At 50.1% G+C, this 15,996-nt stretch carries 26 protein-coding genes and 1 tRNA gene; 24 read left to right on the top strand and 3 right to left on the bottom strand.

Translation table 11 applies throughout. The features are described 5' to 3' along the window. Positions 1-30: 30 nt before the first annotated feature. Positions 31-822, bottom strand: coding sequence for a toll/interleukin-1 receptor domain-containing protein (locus ABLU96_RS26040; RefSeq protein ID WP_136085596.1), 792 nt, complete (start codon positions 820-822; stop codon positions 31-33). A 182-nt stretch (positions 823-1,004) separates the two neighbouring features. Between ABLU96_RS26040 and ABLU96_RS26035 the strand changes: the two genes are divergently transcribed. The 9 genes from ABLU96_RS26035 (at position 1,005) to ABLU96_RS25995 (ending at position 4,714) form a co-directional block, all read left to right on the top strand. Further along, positions 1,005-1,310 carry a hypothetical protein gene (locus ABLU96_RS26035; protein ID WP_225208026.1) on the top strand — a complete coding sequence of 102 codons (306 nt, stop codon included), beginning with the start codon at positions 1,005-1,007 and terminating at the stop codon, positions 1,308-1,310. Positions 1,311-1,553: 243 nt separating this feature from the next. Next, positions 1,554-1,629, top strand: a tRNA-Thr gene (locus tag ABLU96_RS26030). Positions 1,630-1,938: 309 nt separating this feature from the next. Beyond that, the gene (locus ABLU96_RS26025; RefSeq protein WP_101998647.1) at positions 1,939-2,364 is read left to right on the top strand and encodes a TerB family tellurite resistance protein; all 426 of its coding nucleotides are present in this window, start codon (positions 1,939-1,941) and stop codon (positions 2,362-2,364) included. Further along, positions 2,361-2,516, top strand: coding sequence for a DUF3927 family protein (locus ABLU96_RS26020; protein ID WP_049106554.1), 156 nt, complete (start codon positions 2,361-2,363; stop codon positions 2,514-2,516). The genes ABLU96_RS26025 and ABLU96_RS26020 overlap by 4 nt, the downstream gene beginning before the upstream one ends. 494 nt (positions 2,517-3,010) lie before the next feature. Next, positions 3,011-3,400 carry a phage holin family protein gene (locus ABLU96_RS26015; RefSeq protein ID WP_080819815.1) on the top strand — a complete coding sequence of 130 codons (390 nt, stop codon included), beginning with the start codon at positions 3,011-3,013 and terminating at the stop codon, positions 3,398-3,400. Beyond that, positions 3,390-3,668, top strand: coding sequence for a phage holin family protein (locus ABLU96_RS26010; RefSeq protein WP_080819813.1), 279 nt, complete (start codon positions 3,390-3,392; stop codon positions 3,666-3,668). The genes ABLU96_RS26015 and ABLU96_RS26010 overlap by 11 nt, the downstream gene beginning before the upstream one ends. Then, positions 3,668-4,297 carry a glycoside hydrolase family 19 protein gene (locus ABLU96_RS26005; protein ID WP_080819811.1) on the top strand — a complete coding sequence of 210 codons (630 nt, stop codon included), beginning with the start codon at positions 3,668-3,670 and terminating at the stop codon, positions 4,295-4,297. Before ABLU96_RS26010 ends, ABLU96_RS26005 begins: the two co-directional genes overlap by 1 nt. 2 nt (positions 4,298-4,299) lie before the next feature. Next, positions 4,300-4,575 carry a hypothetical protein gene (locus tag ABLU96_RS26000; protein ID WP_080819809.1) on the top strand — a complete coding sequence of 92 codons (276 nt, stop codon included), beginning with the start codon at positions 4,300-4,302 and terminating at the stop codon, positions 4,573-4,575. Continuing rightward, positions 4,526-4,714 (top strand): hypothetical protein, encoded by a 189-nt coding sequence (locus tag ABLU96_RS25995; RefSeq protein WP_080883135.1) that lies wholly within the window; start codon positions 4,526-4,528, stop codon positions 4,712-4,714. Before ABLU96_RS26000 ends, ABLU96_RS25995 begins: the two co-directional genes overlap by 50 nt. Positions 4,715-4,971: 257 nt before the next feature. On the opposite strand, the gene ABLU96_RS25990 is transcribed toward ABLU96_RS25995, so the two are convergent. Then, entirely contained in the window at positions 4,972-5,529 is a 558-nt protein-coding gene (locus ABLU96_RS25990; RefSeq protein ID WP_080883136.1) for a YfbU family protein, read from the bottom strand. A 210-nt stretch (positions 5,530-5,739) separates the two neighbouring features. Here ABLU96_RS25990 and ABLU96_RS25985 point away from each other — a divergent pair, with 210 nt between their 5' ends. After that, the gene (locus tag ABLU96_RS25985; protein ID WP_080883137.1) at positions 5,740-5,985 is read left to right on the top strand and encodes a DUF2560 family protein; all 246 of its coding nucleotides are present in this window, start codon (positions 5,740-5,742) and stop codon (positions 5,983-5,985) included. 453 nt (positions 5,986-6,438) lie between these two features. On the opposite strand, the gene ABLU96_RS25980 is transcribed toward ABLU96_RS25985, so the two are convergent. Beyond that, the gene (locus tag ABLU96_RS25980) at positions 6,439-6,768 is read right to left on the bottom strand and encodes a hypothetical protein (RefSeq protein ID WP_162550801.1); all 330 of its coding nucleotides are present in this window, start codon (positions 6,766-6,768) and stop codon (positions 6,439-6,441) included. On the opposite strand from ABLU96_RS25980, the gene ABLU96_RS25975 reads away from it, so the two are divergent. The 14 genes from ABLU96_RS25975 (at position 6,727) to ABLU96_RS25910 (ending at position 15,927) form a co-directional block, all read left to right on the top strand. Beyond that, on the top strand, positions 6,727-7,068 hold the full coding sequence (locus ABLU96_RS25975) for an HNH endonuclease signature motif containing protein (RefSeq protein WP_080883138.1): 342 nt from the start codon (positions 6,727-6,729) through the stop codon (positions 7,066-7,068). The genes ABLU96_RS25980 and ABLU96_RS25975 overlap by 42 nt on opposite strands. Positions 7,069-7,250: 182 nt before the next feature. Next, complete coding sequence (locus ABLU96_RS25970) at positions 7,251-7,715, top strand: phage terminase small subunit P27 family (RefSeq protein ID WP_025713390.1); 465 nt, start codon at positions 7,251-7,253, stop codon at positions 7,713-7,715. Then, entirely contained in the window at positions 7,669-9,405 is a 1,737-nt protein-coding gene (locus ABLU96_RS25965) for a terminase TerL endonuclease subunit (protein WP_108996581.1), read from the top strand. Before ABLU96_RS25970 ends, ABLU96_RS25965 begins: the two co-directional genes overlap by 47 nt. 6 nt (positions 9,406-9,411) lie before the next feature. Beyond that, complete coding sequence (locus ABLU96_RS25960; RefSeq protein WP_032423087.1) at positions 9,412-10,731, top strand: phage portal protein; 1,320 nt, start codon at positions 9,412-9,414, stop codon at positions 10,729-10,731. Further along, positions 10,707-11,414 (top strand): HK97 family phage prohead protease, encoded by a 708-nt coding sequence (locus ABLU96_RS25955; RefSeq protein ID WP_025713387.1) that lies wholly within the window; start codon positions 10,707-10,709, stop codon positions 11,412-11,414. The genes ABLU96_RS25960 and ABLU96_RS25955 overlap by 25 nt, the downstream gene beginning before the upstream one ends. Before the next feature lie 9 nt (positions 11,415-11,423). Then, the gene (locus ABLU96_RS25950) at positions 11,424-12,644 is read left to right on the top strand and encodes a phage major capsid protein (RefSeq protein WP_047666511.1); all 1,221 of its coding nucleotides are present in this window, start codon (positions 11,424-11,426) and stop codon (positions 12,642-12,644) included. Positions 12,645-12,689: 45 nt separating this feature from the next. Further along, positions 12,690-12,944: a hypothetical protein gene (locus ABLU96_RS25945; RefSeq protein ID WP_082225687.1), complete on the top strand. Its 255-nt coding sequence runs from the start codon at positions 12,690-12,692 to the stop codon at positions 12,942-12,944. A 5-nt stretch (positions 12,945-12,949) separates the two neighbouring features. Then, positions 12,950-13,282: a head-tail connector protein gene (locus ABLU96_RS25940; protein ID WP_082225876.1), complete on the top strand. Its 333-nt coding sequence runs from the start codon at positions 12,950-12,952 to the stop codon at positions 13,280-13,282. 12 nt (positions 13,283-13,294) lie between these two features. Beyond that, complete coding sequence (locus ABLU96_RS25935) at positions 13,295-13,633, top strand: phage head closure protein (RefSeq protein WP_082225688.1); 339 nt, start codon at positions 13,295-13,297, stop codon at positions 13,631-13,633. Then, complete coding sequence (locus ABLU96_RS25930; protein ID WP_348862930.1) at positions 13,630-14,079, top strand: HK97-gp10 family putative phage morphogenesis protein; 450 nt, start codon at positions 13,630-13,632, stop codon at positions 14,077-14,079. The genes ABLU96_RS25935 and ABLU96_RS25930 overlap by 4 nt, the downstream gene beginning before the upstream one ends. Next, positions 14,076-14,423 carry a DUF3168 domain-containing protein gene (locus ABLU96_RS25925; protein WP_348862928.1) on the top strand — a complete coding sequence of 116 codons (348 nt, stop codon included), beginning with the start codon at positions 14,076-14,078 and terminating at the stop codon, positions 14,421-14,423. Before ABLU96_RS25930 ends, ABLU96_RS25925 begins: the two co-directional genes overlap by 4 nt. Positions 14,424-14,479: 56 nt before the next feature. Further along, entirely contained in the window at positions 14,480-15,184 is a 705-nt protein-coding gene (locus ABLU96_RS25920; RefSeq protein WP_047666514.1) for an immunoglobulin domain-containing protein, read from the top strand. Between the two features lie 30 nt (positions 15,185-15,214). Continuing rightward, complete coding sequence (locus ABLU96_RS25915) at positions 15,215-15,619, top strand: phage tail assembly chaperone (RefSeq protein ID WP_064147544.1); 405 nt, start codon at positions 15,215-15,217, stop codon at positions 15,617-15,619. Between the two features lie 2 nt (positions 15,620-15,621). Beyond that, positions 15,622-15,927 (top strand): DUF4035 domain-containing protein, encoded by a 306-nt coding sequence (locus ABLU96_RS25910; protein WP_023317588.1) that lies wholly within the window; start codon positions 15,622-15,624, stop codon positions 15,925-15,927. The last annotated feature ends 69 nt before the right edge of the window (positions 15,928-15,996 follow it).

Raw genomic sequence — 15,996 nt, 5'->3', positions numbered from 1 at the left:
GCCATATAGGTCGCTTGATTTATTAAGATGTCAAGGTTTGTTTTTAGTTTGGGTTGCAGTAGAATCAATGCTCTTTTTTCTTCTTATAAGATTTCCATTTTCTGTACTAATGTAAATAAATCCATCACGTTCAACTTCAGCACGACGAATTGCTATATCTTCATTATCTTGAGGTATGGTCTCACTAGTTATTGTTGTAAGTGTTTTATTTATGCTGTTAGGTTTTATATAAACTTCATATTCAAGTTTCCTTATTTTTTGTGTTAGTGCTCTAGTGTTGTTTAAAATTTCAGAAAGAATATCTTGTTCTGAACGGGGAGGGATGACTTCACCTATAGGATTATGTTCAAGAGCTTGTGAGAAATCATTTTCAAACTGAGGCCAATATGTATTGAAAACTTTTTCTAGTATTTTCTCATCAAGAGAGTTATCTGTAAGACTAGTATTTATTGTTCTTGTTAATTCCCATAATCCAGATTTATCTGGAAGGGTGTGGTTAAATTGTGCTAACGGATCTTGTAAATCAGCTGGTTGTAAATCAATAAGGAAGGTACATACTCTATTTGAGGTTAATCCTTTAGCTAATGCTCCGGTTTCAAATAAAATCCAGGGTTTGTCTTTATTTTCTTGTGTTAGAAAAACAACACCAACAGAGACGTCCCTTAATTTATCATTTATTTCAGAAAACCAGATTGCCCCACGGTCAATATCTCTAGTTGAGATCCATGGTTGTGAAACTTGGATAACACACTTTAACCAATCACTAAACAGCTCTGCCACGGCTTTACTACGGTTACCTGACCAACTAACAAATATTTTCACTATAGTCTCAACCTGTTGATGTGATAGTGGGAAACAGATTTTAAAATTAACTCAATACGCAGAAAAAATCTCTATCGCGGTCCGCATTTTTTCATCTATTGTGTTAAGAGTGGTCACTTAGACACACAGCTTAATCATCAAAACCCCGCATCTGCGGGGTTTTGTCGTTTCAGGAGCCTGAAATGTCCCAGCAGAAAACCGAAACATTGAGTTTCCGACCAGCAAGCGAAAAGCTAACCAAAGAACTTGATGGGCGCAGGGTCATTCTTCTGAACCCCTGTGATGGCTGGCATGTTGCCCATATTATTGCGCTTGAGGAAGATGGCGAGGTGTATCATGTTGGCTCATATCAGTTTGCTGGGGATGAGTTTGAGCCTCACGAATTCTATGTTGCATGGGCCTTATTAGCGGATTCTCTTTCCCTGGCTAACAATTTTGACGATCAGCGCTTAGGGAGGCGCGCTGGCGAGAATGGGTGGCGAAAATGAAGCAGTAAAGCGGCCGGACCGCAGCAGTCGATAGGCGGCAATAGCAGGGTAATGACTTGCTCCCGAGTCTCCGAGTAGAGTACCAGCTTTGCATCTGGTGAGGGTTAATAAGAAAAGAAGCACCGGCGTCGCCGTGCGATAGCTAATCGCGCACTGGTTAGAGCCAACGGGGAATAGAGATGAACTGGGGTGACTGACTCAAGGGCATGAGCGCTGACCACTGCGAGAGTGTGGCAAAAATTTGCTGGTTTAGCTCAACAGGTAGAGCACCTGCTTTGTAAGCAGGATGTCGGCGGTTCGATTCCGTCAACCAGCACCAAAATGGCAGCGGGGCCAGCGCCTGAAGCGAATCCCGATCATGATGCGAAATTACATGTCCCAGTCGCGTGCAAAGTGACTTCAAGGCAGGGCCACAATTTGAATCTGCGACAACTAAGGTTGGTCGCTCCGTATCAGTAAGCGGATCCAACAGGCTCGCATTCGCGGGCCTTTTTCGTATCTGCGCCACGCTCGGCGCTACATAACCACAGAGCCTTTCAGGGGTGAGCCATAGGGAATAGTCAGTGTGACTATCTCTGTGGGCTGATCATTCCTGAGCGCTGGCTCACCCGCTAAAAGGAAAGTCACTATGTTTGGTCTCTTCAAAAAGAAAGCACGTAAAGCCGTTGTTGAAGTTAAGAAAATGGAAAATCGCGATGCGGTTGAGGCGACTGTATGGGGCGCTTATTCCATTGCGTATGCCGATGGTACCTGCGACGCTAAAGAAATCGCCACGCTGGAAAAAACCATTTCGGCGCTGCCAGCCTTCGCGCCGTTCGCCGGTGAAGTCGCACAAATGAGCAGTAATATTCGTGCTCGTTACGAAGCTTCACCACGTTCTGCCAACGCTCAGGCGCTGCGTGAACTGGCTGATGTTGCGGGTACAAATGACGCTGTTGATGTTCTTTGCCTGTGCCTTGATGTTGCTGATAACGACGGTATCGGTGAAGAAGAAGAGAAACAGCTGAAGAAAATCGCTCAGGCTCTCCAGCTTCCTCTGGATCAGTACCTGTGATCGGCAAACTGCGCTGGGCGGCCGCCGGGGTTTTGTTGTTCCTGGTGGTTGCCATCGATTTCACCAGCAAAATGATGTCCATCCTTGCTGATGGCGTGCTAGTGGCTGGGGTTATCGCTTTACTCTGGCCGCTTATTAAATCTAGTGATTAACACTGTGCAAAAGGCATCTTCGGGTGCCTTTGACAGAGTGTTACATATTGACTAACACAAAGTTTACAAATTAGATTAACGGCATGGTGAATCCCCCTGTGCGGAGGGGCGACCAGTCACTTACAGTGATCTGTAAATGCAGCGCGGGCCATGTCGGCTGGGACATGCCCACCGGGAGGCACCCGGCACCATATGCAATGCTACTAAGCTATTTGGTAGTGGGGTTGCCGTTTCGGCTTCTCCAGCTATGTTTAAAAGGCAGTAACGGAATAATGATCACTCTCCTGGTAAATCGGTAGCTCGGACTATTAGGTGCGTATCGAACCGTTACAGAATCAGAATGCCTACCTTTCTGCCCGCCCGTTAGAGCGGGCTTTTTTTCGCCTGATTAAGGCACTTCAACTAACCAAAAACATTTAAGGGCTGCGCTATTGGCGGCCTTTTCTTTTTCCCCTCAATTCTGAGAGGACTCACAGCAATAAAGAGGGGGCTAAATGTCCGATCCTGTCTCTGGAACATCAGTTGCGGCCGGCGGCCTGATGGGGGCCAGTATGTTTGGCCTGGCCACCGGAATTGATTATGGCGTTGTGTTTGGCGCTTTCGCTGGTGCGGTCTTCTATGTAGCTACGGCAGCAAACATTTCACGCGGTAAACTGGTGGCATATTTTATGACGTCTTTCATCGTTGGTGTCTTGGGTGCCGGGCTGGTGGGCTCAAAGCTATCAGGCTGGACGGGTTATAGCGACCGCCCACTTGACGCACTGGGTGCTGTGCTTATCTCGTCGCTGATTATCAAAGTGCTGACGTTCCTTAACAGCCAGGACCTGAATAGCCTGTTCAATATGCTAACCCGGTTCCGGGGAGGAGGCTCAAATGGTAAATGATCCTTCAGCACTGGTTAACGCACTCACCTGTACTGTGATTGTTCTTGCTTTGATGTTTTACCAACGCGGCGGATCCCGACACAGGCCGGGAATATCATTCCTGGCTTATCTCATAGTGCTGGTTTACGCCAGCATCCCATTTCGTTTCCTATTTGGCCTTTACGAGTCATCCCACTGGCTGGTGGTGCTGGCAAACATCCTAATCTGCGCCGCCGTGTTATGGGCACGGGGTAACGTGGCGCGTCTGGTCGATACACTGAGGCACTAATGAATCAAACACAATTCCAGAAGGCGGCTGGTATCAGCGCCGGGTTAGCTGCGCGCTGGTTTCCGCATATTACAGCCGCGATGAAAGAGTTCGGCATCATTTCCGCTATCGACCAGGCAATGTTCATTGCTCAGTGCGGCCATGAAAGCCTCGGGTTTAACAGGGTGGTGGAGAATTTCAACTACAGCATCGCCGGGCTGGCTGATTTTGTTCGTTACGGCAGGTTAACGCAGGAGCAGGCCAATTCTCTCGGGCGCAGCCAGTCGGAAACAGTGTTACCTCTGGAGCGCCAGCGGGCTATCGCCAACATTGTCTATAGCAAGCGGTTGGGTAACAACAGGGCAACTGATGGCTGGGTTTTCCGAGGGCGCGGACTTATTCAAATAACCGGACTTTCTAATTACCGGGACTGCAGCGCCGGGCTGAAGGTTGATCTGGTGGCACAGCCAGAATTACTGGAGCAGTCCTCTTACGCGGCCCGTAGTGCAGCATGGTTCTATGTCTCAAAAGGTTGCCTGAAATATCCGGGTGATCTTGTCCGGGTCACGCAGATTATCAACGGCGGGCAAAACGGAATTAATAACCGGCGCGCCCGCTTCCTGAAAGCAAAATCGGTGCTGGTGGGGTGATTATGGGAATCGAAGCTATCGCGGGGCTGGTGGTTGTTATCCTGGCTGCTATCGCTGGTGCGTTTGGCATCGGCCATGCACGCGGAACCAGCAAGGCAGAAGCCAAAGCCGATCTGCAGCGTACTGAAGAGAACGCCGTCGCCACCGTCGCCGCGGCAGAACGTAAGGCAGAGGTCACGAAAGAGGCAAGCGATGTACAGCAGACTGTTAGCCATATGCCTGATGACGATGTTGATCGGGAGCTGCGCGAGCACTTCACCCGCCCCGGTAGTCGTTGATACGGCCTGCAGCTGGGTGCGGATTATCTACCTGACCGACCACGATATCGACGTGCTGGATATGCAGACCAAGCGCGACATCCTGGCGCACAACAAAGCAGTGCAGGCCAATTGCCAGAGCATTACCCCTACTCAGTGAGTTAAAAGAATGGCCTCATCCTTGAGGTCCACGGGTAAGTAAACGCAAGGTCTTTCATGTAATGGCTCTTTTAGCCTAGGAGCCAGCTCAGAAACAACAAGCGTAAGCGGTAGATATTTATGATTTTTTTTCTGCTGCTTATCCAAACCAACCGAAAAGGCTACGCAATGAGTGAAGCTAAACACCACAATAAAGAGTTACTGCAATTAGTTGGGAAGCTTAGCAACAATAAATGCCCGCATAGCGGGCATGAATGATTAGCGATTGTCCGGATGAACTCTAGCATTAAGTGTATCAATGAAAGATTGCATTGAAATTCCTGCACCGTGCTCCCAATTGTTGGCCCGAGCATCCAGGAATACATCCAGCATTCGTTTGTAGATTCCAGCTGAAGGCATGTGAGAGTTTTTTATTAAATCATCACTACCATTAAAACGCCCCATGGTCTTCAAAATACGGCCGATAGTGATATATTTGGTTTCATTGTTCCCATCAAATCCTGGGAAAAGTAGAGAGTTTTTACCATTAAAATTCCTGATCGAAGCAGCAACCTCCGCCTTGTCAGCCTCATTGAAGTTATCGTATGTATAATTGAGGATTTCATACATATCGAATGTATCGACAAAAAACGTGACTTCTTCCGGTGTATCTTCACCGGAGTCTAAGTCTGGGTATTCCCAGTCCAGAGCCCAATACTGGTCCGACTGTATGGCTTTATAAATTAAATCTGGATTAAAAGAATCTTTAATTTCTAATGCTTTGAAGATTTCACAGAGCATCAGGGTTTGAAGTTTTTCTTGCTGTGTATATTTCATTACTTTACCTCTAGAAATTAACCGCTTGAGCGGCTTAATAAGCAAATGTAAATATTCTGCATAAGTAAGTGGGGAGAGTAAAACCAAACCTAACTGGAGAGAGCTTTGGCAACGCTTCCTTTCCGAGCATGCAGCAACAAAAGTAAAGTATTACAGCAGCCATTTGTCGAGTGGCTTCGATAATACTCCTACATCGCACAGAGGTAACAAATGGCAGAGATCACACCAGCAGAACAGATTCGACTGAATCTGCTTTCCACCCTGAACTATGACACCGCGGCTGCTGCTAAGGCGATTGAGTTCGTCCAGGATAGCCAGCTCAAATATCAGCTGTTCATCCAGCAGTACAATCGCGTAACAACTGAATCCGAAGTGGTGGCGCGGACCATCAAAGCGGTTCAGGAGTCGACCGAAGCGCTGGCGCTGTTTGATACCGGCGCTGAACAGGCCAGCTAAGGCATTACAGCAGGCATTCATAGAGTGCCTGTTATAATGTAGCTTGCATCAGCTTGATTTAATTCATTTTCTCGGTTTTTCTGAATTAAATTTTTGATTTTGTTGGTTTAAATGTCGATTTGGCTGTGCTAGTTATGATATCAGTAAAGCCATAATCGAGGTTGTTATGTCAATAAGTACTCTGGTTAAAACGATCGTTGTATCAGACTCAGTCGCGGGTGAATATAAGTTTGAAATTTTTCAAAGTGAGAACGCTCATTTTTATGCTGATATTTTTTGGAAAAACCATGATAGAGTTTGGGTAATAGAAAGGGATGGGTATAGGTTTACGAGGGCTTTAGATATCGAGGATGCAGTGACGGGTAGCATAAGATTCGTCGAGAATCGAGCGACCGATCTTAAAGCAATAGAAGAACGAAAACGTACTTCGTGATTTAACCTATTAGTTAATTATTAAAAAGGCCACCGATGGGTGGCCTTTTTAATGGAGGTAATATGCGCCTGACTGTATTTGACGATGATCCCTGAGAGCGCATAGTTCCGGGACGTGAACGCATCACAATTTTTCTTGATGGTAATGAGGTTATGCACGTCTTCTCGGCTGATGATGATAAAGCCGAAATGATAGCCTCCGTGCTTGACAGCCGGGGTTGCCTCATTGCCAAGAACGGCGAGGTTTAGCGGCAGCCGCTGTTCGGTCAGGTGAGGATCGTACGTCCATCCAAACAATAGGACCAGAGCATGAACAAAGATCCCCGCATCTACGGCAGTAAGTGGGACCATGAGCGTCTTATCTTCCTTCGTGCGCACCCCTTGTGCGTCATGTGCCAGCAGCAAGGCAGGGTGACAGCGGCAACGGTGGTAGACCACATCATCCCGCACAAACTAAAAGAGGCTTTGCGCTCTGGCGACAGCCAGGCAATAGCTAAGGCGCAAAAGCTTTTCTGGAGCCGGAAGAACTGGCAAGGGCTGTGTAAGCAGCACCACGACTCAACGAAGCAGCGAATGGAGAAGCGTGGCACTGTGATCGGCTGCGATGAAAACGGGATGCCACTGGACCCGACTTCTCATTGGTTTAAGTGATAACCATTATCAATACACATCAAAAGTGATTGTCATTTGAAATCATTAGCATTCAAATGATATCGATTCTCATCTGAGGGGGAGGGGCGGGTCAAAAGTTCATAACCTCGAACCCAAATGACCGCCGCCAGTCCTTTTTGTGCACAACCGCGAAATGAAAAGTTTTTTTCCGGGAGGTTCCGATGGCAGGACGACGCCCGAAACCGACCCACCTCAAAGTGGTTACCGGCAACCCGGGCAAACGAAAACTCAACGATAAAGAACCCACGCCAGCTAAAGAAATTCCAAGCCCCCCAGCTCATCTTACCGACTGGGGTAAGGTGGCATGGGGTCGGCTGACTGTGCTTCTCGATGGTATGGGGGTTCTCACCGTTGCAGATACTTTGGCTCTTGAAAGGCTTTGCGATATTTATGCCGATATCCTGCAACTGCGCGACACCATCGCTGTAGAGGGCAGAACTTATACCGTCCAGACCGAGGGTGGTTTTCTGATAAAGGCCAACCCGGCAGTTTCAATGCTGGCTGATGCTGACCGTCGTTTTAAAAGTTACCTGGTTGAATTCGGTCTGACACCAGCGGCAAGGACGAAGGTGAAAGTGAATGGCGAAACCCCCGAAGAAGACACGCTCGACAAGTTCTTCGGTTGATCCGGCAACGCAGTATGCAAAGGATGTAACCTCTGGAAAAGAACTGGCCGGTCCTGACATTCGAAATGCCTGCCAGAGACACCTCAGGGATCTTGAATCTTGCCATGCACGAGGGCTCCATTGGGATGTTGAGGCAGCACAGCGCTCCATTGATTATTTTACGAAAGTCCTCAAACTTAACGGGGGCGATTTTGAAGGTGCGCCTTTTGTTCTGCTTCCATGGCAGTGTTTCATCGTCGGTTCGATTTTTGGCTGGAAAAATGCCAGAGGTTTTCGCCGGTTCCGAATGGTTTACGTGGAATCAGGAAAAGGATCTGGCAAATCCCCCCTTTCTGCCGGGATAGGTCTTTACTGTCTCACTGCAGATAAAGAACCTCGTGCTGAAGTTTATGCTGCTGCAACGAAAAAAGACCAGGCAATGGTCCTCTTTCGTGATGCGGTGGCGATGGTCGATCAGTCTCCGGCTCTTTCCGCACGCATACAGAAATCTGGCGGCGCCGGAAAAGAGTGGAACCTGGCTTTTCTTCAGGCTGGTTCATTCTTTCGCCCAATTAGTTCAGATGACGGACAGTCGGGTCCACGACCACATTGCGCTCTTATTGATGAAGTTCACGAGCATAAAAGCAATCAGGTTGTTGAAATGATGCGCGCCGGCACTAAAGGTCGCCGGCAGGCACTCATTTTTATGATCACCAACAGTGGACACGATAAAACCAGCGTCTGCTATGACTATCACGAATACGGTAGAAAGGTATCTGCTGGTTCGATAGAAGATGATAGTTTTTTCGCCTTTATTTGTTCACTGGATGAAGGTGACGATCCTTTCAAGGATGAGTCCTGCTGGAAAAAGGCTAACCCCTCGTTGGGTCACACCTTTGAAGAAAGCTATCTTCGTGAGCAGGTGACTCAGGCCCGGGGGATGCCTTCGAAAGAGAGTATTGTCAGGCGTCTCAACTTCTGTCAGTGGGTTGACGCGGCTAACCCGTGGATGAGCAGTGATGTCTGGATGGGATGTGAGGAAAACTTTGATCCAGATGAGCTGGAGGGTGAGGAATGCTACGGTGGCCTGGACTTGTCCGGATCCCGTGATTTGACTGCCCTGGCGCTGTTTTTTCCAAAACAACGCAAGTTGCTGGTGGAGTTCTGGACACCCAAAGATACCTTGCTCGAACGGGCTAAAACGGACCGGGTGCCTTATGACGCCTGGGAGCGCGATGGTCACATCCACACTACGCCAGGCAAAGCGGTGAAATACGGCTTTGTTGCCCAGCGTATTGCCGATCTGACGGAGAAGTTCGATATCAAGGCCATCGCCTTCGACCAGTATCGCATTAAATATCTTGAGCCGGAGCTTGAGGAAGCATCTGTTTCTGTTCCCTTAATCCCTCATGGGCAAGGGTATTACAAAGCGAAAGATTCCGGGCTGTGGATGCCTCACTCCATCGAATTGTTTGAAGAGTTGCTTGATGACAGCGTCATTATCATCAGGACGAACCCTTGTCTTCGCTGGAATGCGGCTTCAGCAGTGACGGAGGCTGATCAGAAAGAAAACCGAATTTTTGCCAAGAAAAAAAGTACCGGGCGTATCGATGGCATTGTAGCGGGCGCTATGGCAATCGGTGCCTCCGAAGGCTATGAGGATGATTCTGGCGATATCGACGACTTTTTCAGTAATCCCATCATTGTGTGAGTCACCATGAATAAAGAGAAGAAGCCAGGCCGGATAAAAAGCGCCGTTCGCCGGTGGCTCGGCGTACCCATCTCCCTTACCGACGGTGAATTCTGGGCTGCTTATGCTGGTGGGCAGTCCGCAGCAGGGAAATCCGTTACGGTTGATAAAGCCCTGCAGTTATCGGCAGTGTGGTCATGTGTAAGGCTGTTATCCGAAACCATCGCGACGTTGCCTGTTGGTTTTTACGAAAAAACGGCTGACGGTCGCCAGAATGCAAATGATCACCCGCTTTATGAGCTCCTCCATAATCAACCCAATGCTGATATGACTGCAGTGGAGTTCTGGGAAATGATCATGGCCAGCCTGCTTTTGTGGGGGAATGCTTATGCAGAAATCGATCGAACCGGAAAGCGCATTACCTCGCTGGTGCCTCTCAGGCCAGAAAGGATGAAGGTTGATTTAAGCAAGAGCGGAGATCCAATTTATACCTACCGTGACTGGCCTTCAGGTACATCCCGAAACATTGATGAACGGGACATCATGCACATCCGTGCGTTCAGCACCAATGGTGTCATGGGCCTGTCACCAGTCAGTTATGCCCGACAGACACTTGGTCTGGCAATGGCAACAGATGAAGCCAGCGCCAAAGTTTTTAAAAACGGTATGCGGCCCAGCGGCGTTCTCTCAATGGATCAGATCCTGAAAAAAGAGCAGCGCAATGAAGTACGTGAAAGCATGGTTGAACAATTTTCTGGATCCATGAATACCGGGAAAATGATGGTTCTTGAAGCGGGAATGAAGTTTCAGCCTGTTGACCTCAACCCGGAAGACGCCCAGATGCTGCAGTCCAGAGCCTTCAATATCGAAGAGATTTGTCGGTGGTTCAGAGTATGGCCGGGGTTGATTGGACATACCGCCCAGGGGCAGACGATGTGGGGAAGTGGCGTCGAACAGATGCTGATTGGCTTTTTAACGTTTTCACTTCGTCCATGGCTGACCCGTATTGAGCAGGCGATTCGTAAAAGTCTCCTGGCTCCGGGAGAAAGAAATAAGTACTTCGCAGAGTTTTCCATCGAAGGTCTCTTACGTGCTGACAGCGCCGCCCGTGCAGCTTTTTACTCAACGATGACCCAGAACGGTCTGATGACCCGCAATGAAGCACGGCAAAAAGAAAACCTTCAGCCAAAACCTGGCGCTGACCAACTAACCGTTCAATCCAACCTGCTGCCGATAGATCAGCTTGGCAAGTCCGGCGACAGTGAATCAGCCAAAAACGCACTGCGGGAATGGCTTGGCATTAAATCAGAGGAGACGCCGGAATGTACCGGAAAAACGCAGCCATGAAAGTAAAGGCATTCGACTTCGATATTAAGGCTGTCAACGATGACGGCCTTTTTTCTGGATACGGTTCTGTCTTCGATGTGGTGGATAGCTACAACGAAGTCGTGGCGCCGGGCGCATTCCTCGAAAGCATCGAGGAAACGCGGGCTAAGGGGAGGACGTTCCCTGTTCTCTGGCAGCATCGCACCGGTGAACCCATCGGGAACTGGGATATCTCAACCCTGAAAGAAGATAAGCATGGGCTTTTTGGTGAAGGCGCTTTGTGGCTGGACGACGCCGCCTACGCCAAAACTGCATGGAGAGGCATGAAAACCCGTGCCATTACGGGCCTTTCCATTGGCTATTACGTTCGGGAATCGAATTACGATGAGAAAACCCGGATCCGCACATTAACGAAGCTCGACCTGGTTGAAATCTCCATCGTTACCGTACCAGCCAACGACGATGCCCGCATCGACGTCATTAAGTCGAAATTGTCACACGGTGATCTTCCTTCCTTACCTGAATTTGAGAAGTTCCTGCGAGAGGCAGGTTTCTCGAAAAGTCAGTCCGCTGCGGTCGCCTCCCGCGGACTGTCCTATCTGCTTGACCGGAGTGAGTCCGGGGGCGAAGACGGCGAAACCAAAGCGGCTATTGCGGCGATGCGCCAGCAACTGAGCCAGTTTTCTCTCCCAAAAATTCTCTAAGGGATTTATATGTACCAGAAAAAATCGGCTGATGATCAGCCACAAAGTATTGGCGAAATCTCTACTCAGCTCACCATGGTGATTGATCAGGTCAAAAACTTTGGCGAAGACGTGAAGAAAAAAATGGAGGCAGGAGAAACCGTTTCGCTGGAACTGAAACAACGAACGGACGAAAGCCTTAATCAGATGAACGAGCTGAAAGAACGTCTCACTGAGCTGGAGCAAAAAGGCGCACGCCGCCCGAACGATGCACCTGCACAGCGAAAATCGCTCGGTGAGCTGGTGGTCGAAAGTGAAGAGTTCAAAGGCATGGACAGTTCGGCCCGTAAGAGCATCCGCGTCAAACTGGAACAGAAAGATATTATGAACGTGCCGGCCACTACGGGCACAGGCGTGAGCCCAACCAACAGCCTGGTGGTCTCCGATCGTGTTCAGGGCATTATCGCCCCGCCGGAACGTACTCTGACCATCCGTAATCTGCTTATCCCCGGCACTACCGCATCTAACGGTATTGAATTCGTTCAGGAAACGGGGTTTACCAATAATGCTGCAGCTGTGGCGGAAGGTGCCCTGAAACCAAAATCTGACATTCGGTTTGATCTGAAAAGTGCGCCGGTTCGTACTATTGCGCATTACTTTAAAGCGTCCCGTCAGATCCTGGACGATGCGCCCGGTCTGGCCAGCTATATCAATGGCCGCGCTCAGTATGGCCTTCGTTTCAAAGAAGAGCAGCAACTGCTGAGCGGCGATGGCACCGGTGCGAATATCCTCGGTATTCTGCCGCAGGCAACAGAATTTGCACCAGCCTTAACCCTGTCCAATGCAACGCCGATCGACCGTCTTCGCCTGGCTGTTCTGCAGGCCGTTCTTGCGGAATATCCGGCGTCTGGTTTTGTCCTGAACCCGATTGACTGGGCAGGCATCGAGCTGACCAAAGATAACGAAGGTCGCTATATCATCGCGCAGCCGGTCAATGGTGGTGTTCCTCGTATCTGGGGTCTCCCTGTTGTTGAAACACAGGCCATGGCGCAGAACAACTTCCTGACTGGTGCCTTCAACATGGCTGCGCAAATCTTCGACCGCATGGATATCGAAGTGCTGCTCTCCACTGAGAACGAAGATGACTTTATTAAAAACATGGTCACCATTCGTGCGGAAGAGCGTCTGGCGTTAGCGGTTTATCGCCCGGAAGCATTTGTCACCGGTACTGTAACCGCTTCTGGCGGCTGACAATTCAGGGCCGCTTAGCGGCCCTCTCTTTCTGAGGAGATAGTGATGGCCAGAAAAAATGTGGCTGAACCGTCTGTATCCGACGGTATAAATGCGGCGCCAGAACCCACAGAGTCCGGGACTATTCAGGTTCAGCCTGTCCGGCGTTTTATGGATGGCGACATTTTCAGGACGCCAGCTGATGATCCGTTTCATGTCTCTCGCTTACGTGCTGCCGAGCTCAAAGGTAACGGGCTGGTGACCATAGTTGGTGAAGTCCCTGATAACAAAATGAACCGCGCCCCCGAAGCCAAAGGGTAATGGTTATGACGGTAATCAACACTGAAACAGCCATGGAACATCTCAGGCTGGATGATGAAATCGATAAAACGATGGTGGAGGGGTATCTTGCCGCTGCGGAGGATGCTGCCATGCAGTTTCTCAACCGATGCTTTTTCGCCGACCAGGCTGCTCTGGATAGTGCTGTTGAGAATGAAAGCGCTGGCGATCGTCCGCTTATCATCACGCCCTCCATTCAGAGCGCGGTTCTTCTTATCGTGGGCTGGTTGTATGAAAACCGCGGGGATGATCTGAGTACTGATATTCCAGGGCCCGCACGCTGGTTGCTGAATCCCTGGCGAATTCAAATGGGTGTTTAGCCGGAGGGGATGATGAAAATTGGACCAATGCGGCATCGGATCACCATCCGTAATTTTATTACTACACGAACCCCGAGTGGTCAGCCAACAGAAGAGTGGTCTGACGGCGCCACTATCTGGGCCGAGGTTAAGGGGATAATCGGTCGTGAGCTGTTAGCCGCTGGCGCTGAGCGTGCCGATGCCACCATTCGAGTCTGGGTACGTTTTCGTACAGATATCTCAGCTTCTTCCCGCCTGAAAGTACGCACCGGCCCGTTTAAAGGTGCTGTTCTTAACGTTACCGGCCCTCCGGTTCCGGATATCAAAGGCACCCGGCTGGAAATTCTTTGCAAACAGGGGACCGAAAAATGATTGATGTGAATCTGGATTTTTCCGGGCTGCAGGATATTGCCCGCGATCTGCAAACTCTCAGCAAGGCCGAAAATAATAAAGTTCTCCGGGAGTCGACCCGTGCTGGCACCGAATTGCTCCGCCAGGAGGTTATTGATCGCGCTCCGGAGAAAACCGGCAAACTGAAGAAAAACGTTGTTGTTGTCACCCAGAAAAGCCACCGTCGCGGTGAAATTTCATCGGGGGTGCATATTCGTGGCGTTAACCCACGAACGGGGAACAGCGACAACACCATGAAGGCCAGCAACAAGCGGAATGCGTTTTACTGGCGCTTTGTGGAGCTGGGAACATCTACGGCGCCAGCACATCCGTTTGTTCGTCCTGCCTTTGATACCCGCATGGAAGAGGCTGCACAGGTGGCGATGCAGCGGATGAATCAGGCTATCGATGAGGTGCTGGCTAAATGACAGAAGATGATCTCTATGTCCTGCTGTCGCCGCTGGCAGACGGGCGGGTTTATCCGTATGTGGTATCGCTGGGCAGCGACGGCCTTCCCGATGTTCCCGCGCCTTACATCATTTTCTCGATACCGACTGATGTTGCCGGGGATGTTTTCTGCGGCCAGGCAGAGTCGACACTGCGCATTCAGGTTGATGTATGGGCTGAAACGAATGACGAAGCCCGGGCGTTACGCCTGGATGCCCTGGCACGCCTGCAGGTTCTTTCCCCTGTCGAGGTGACCAAAATTCCTGGCTACGACACGACAACCCATCTTCATCGGGCAACCCTCGAAATAACGGTTATTGCCTGACAAAAACCAATCCAATCCTACCGCCGCTGGCGGTTTTTTCATTTATGGAGGCTGCGATGTCAGCACTATTTGAACGTGCCCAAAAAACGGTAGTAATGATTACCTCTGTGCCGGTCACCGCGGCAGAGCTGGATACGGCAACCTGGTTAAACCTGAGTTGCACTATCAAACAGGCCAGCTTTACCGCTGGTCAGAAAAACGATATTGACGTGACAGCGCTGTGTTCGGATGAAACGGAAAATATCAACGGCCTTCCTGCTCCGTCTGAAATGTCACTTTCCGGTAACTTCTACCGCAACCCGGCGCAGGATGCACTTCGTGCAGCATACGATAACGACGGGGTTTATGGATTTAAGGTTATTTTCCCGTCTGGTAATGGATTCCTGATGCGCGCTGAGGTACGTCAGCACACCTGGGATTCTCAAACCAACGGTGTTGTTGCTGCAACGTTCTCGCTGCGTCTGAAAGGTAAACCCACCAATATTGACGCCCCAGGAGTTATGTCGTTTGCTACTGACCTTCCGGCGTCCCAAACGGTCGCGGCAGGAAGCGCTCTGACTATGGGCGTGGTCGTCCAGGGCGGTACGGCACCTTATACCTACGCCTGGAAAAAGGGCACCTCGACGGTCAGCGGCCAGACCAGCGCAACGTTTACGAAAGCCAGCGCTGTATCCGGTGATGCCGGGGTTTATTCCTGCGTGGTTACTGATGCCGATGGCACTGTGATCACTTCTTCTGATTGCACCGTCACCATCAATTAACGGAGCGCCGGGAGACCGGCGATAAACTTAATGTCAAAACCGAGTCTTAAAGCACTGGCACTGGCACCGATGGCGGGCTTTCGTAAAAAAGAAGTCTCCGTTCCGGAGTGGGATAACGCCAAAGTCATCATTCGTGAGCCATCAGCAGAAGCCTGGATTCGCTGGCAGGGGATCGCCAGCCCGGAGCAACCCAAAGCACCGGAAGGGCAGGAAGCACCAGAGGCGCCAGAACTGACCCCTTCAGAACGAGCCTTCCGCACGATGCGGGCCGACGTCACGCTTTTCATCGATATTTTGCTGGATACCGACCTGCAGCCCGTCTTTACTGTCGATGACACCGAACAGGTTGAAACGATCTATGGCCCAGTGCATTCCCGGCTGTTGAAGCAGGCACTTGATCTCATTCGTGACGCGGATGATGCTAAAGCAAAGTAAAAATGCCTGGCATGCAGTTCCTGATGGCGCTGGCGCTCCGGATGGGCCGCACGCTGGGCGAACTGCGACAAACCATGACGGTCGGCGAATTCAGGATGTGGGCTGAATACGACCGTATCAGCCCAATCGGCGATATTCGCGGCGATATTCTCAATGCTCAGCTGGTATCTGCGGTTTACGGAGCGCAGGGCGGTAAAGTCACCATTGAAGATGCTCAGCTTCAGTGGAGCGCAGAAGAGGTTGAGGTAAACGACGGCGGCGATCCCTTTGCAGGGCTGGAAGCGGCGCTGCTGGCTGCGTCAGCATAGCCAGTAATAATTCGTGTGGATGCCACTCATAACAGGTGTTATGTTGTTTTTTTGACACACGGAGTGCTT

The organism is Klebsiella sp. CN_Kp106, from assembly GCF_040064575.1.
GTDB lineage: Bacteria > Pseudomonadota > Gammaproteobacteria > Enterobacterales > Enterobacteriaceae > Klebsiella > Klebsiella michiganensis.
The sequence above is the reverse complement of the archived record's forward strand: the minus strand, read 5'-3'. Positions and strand labels throughout refer to the sequence as shown.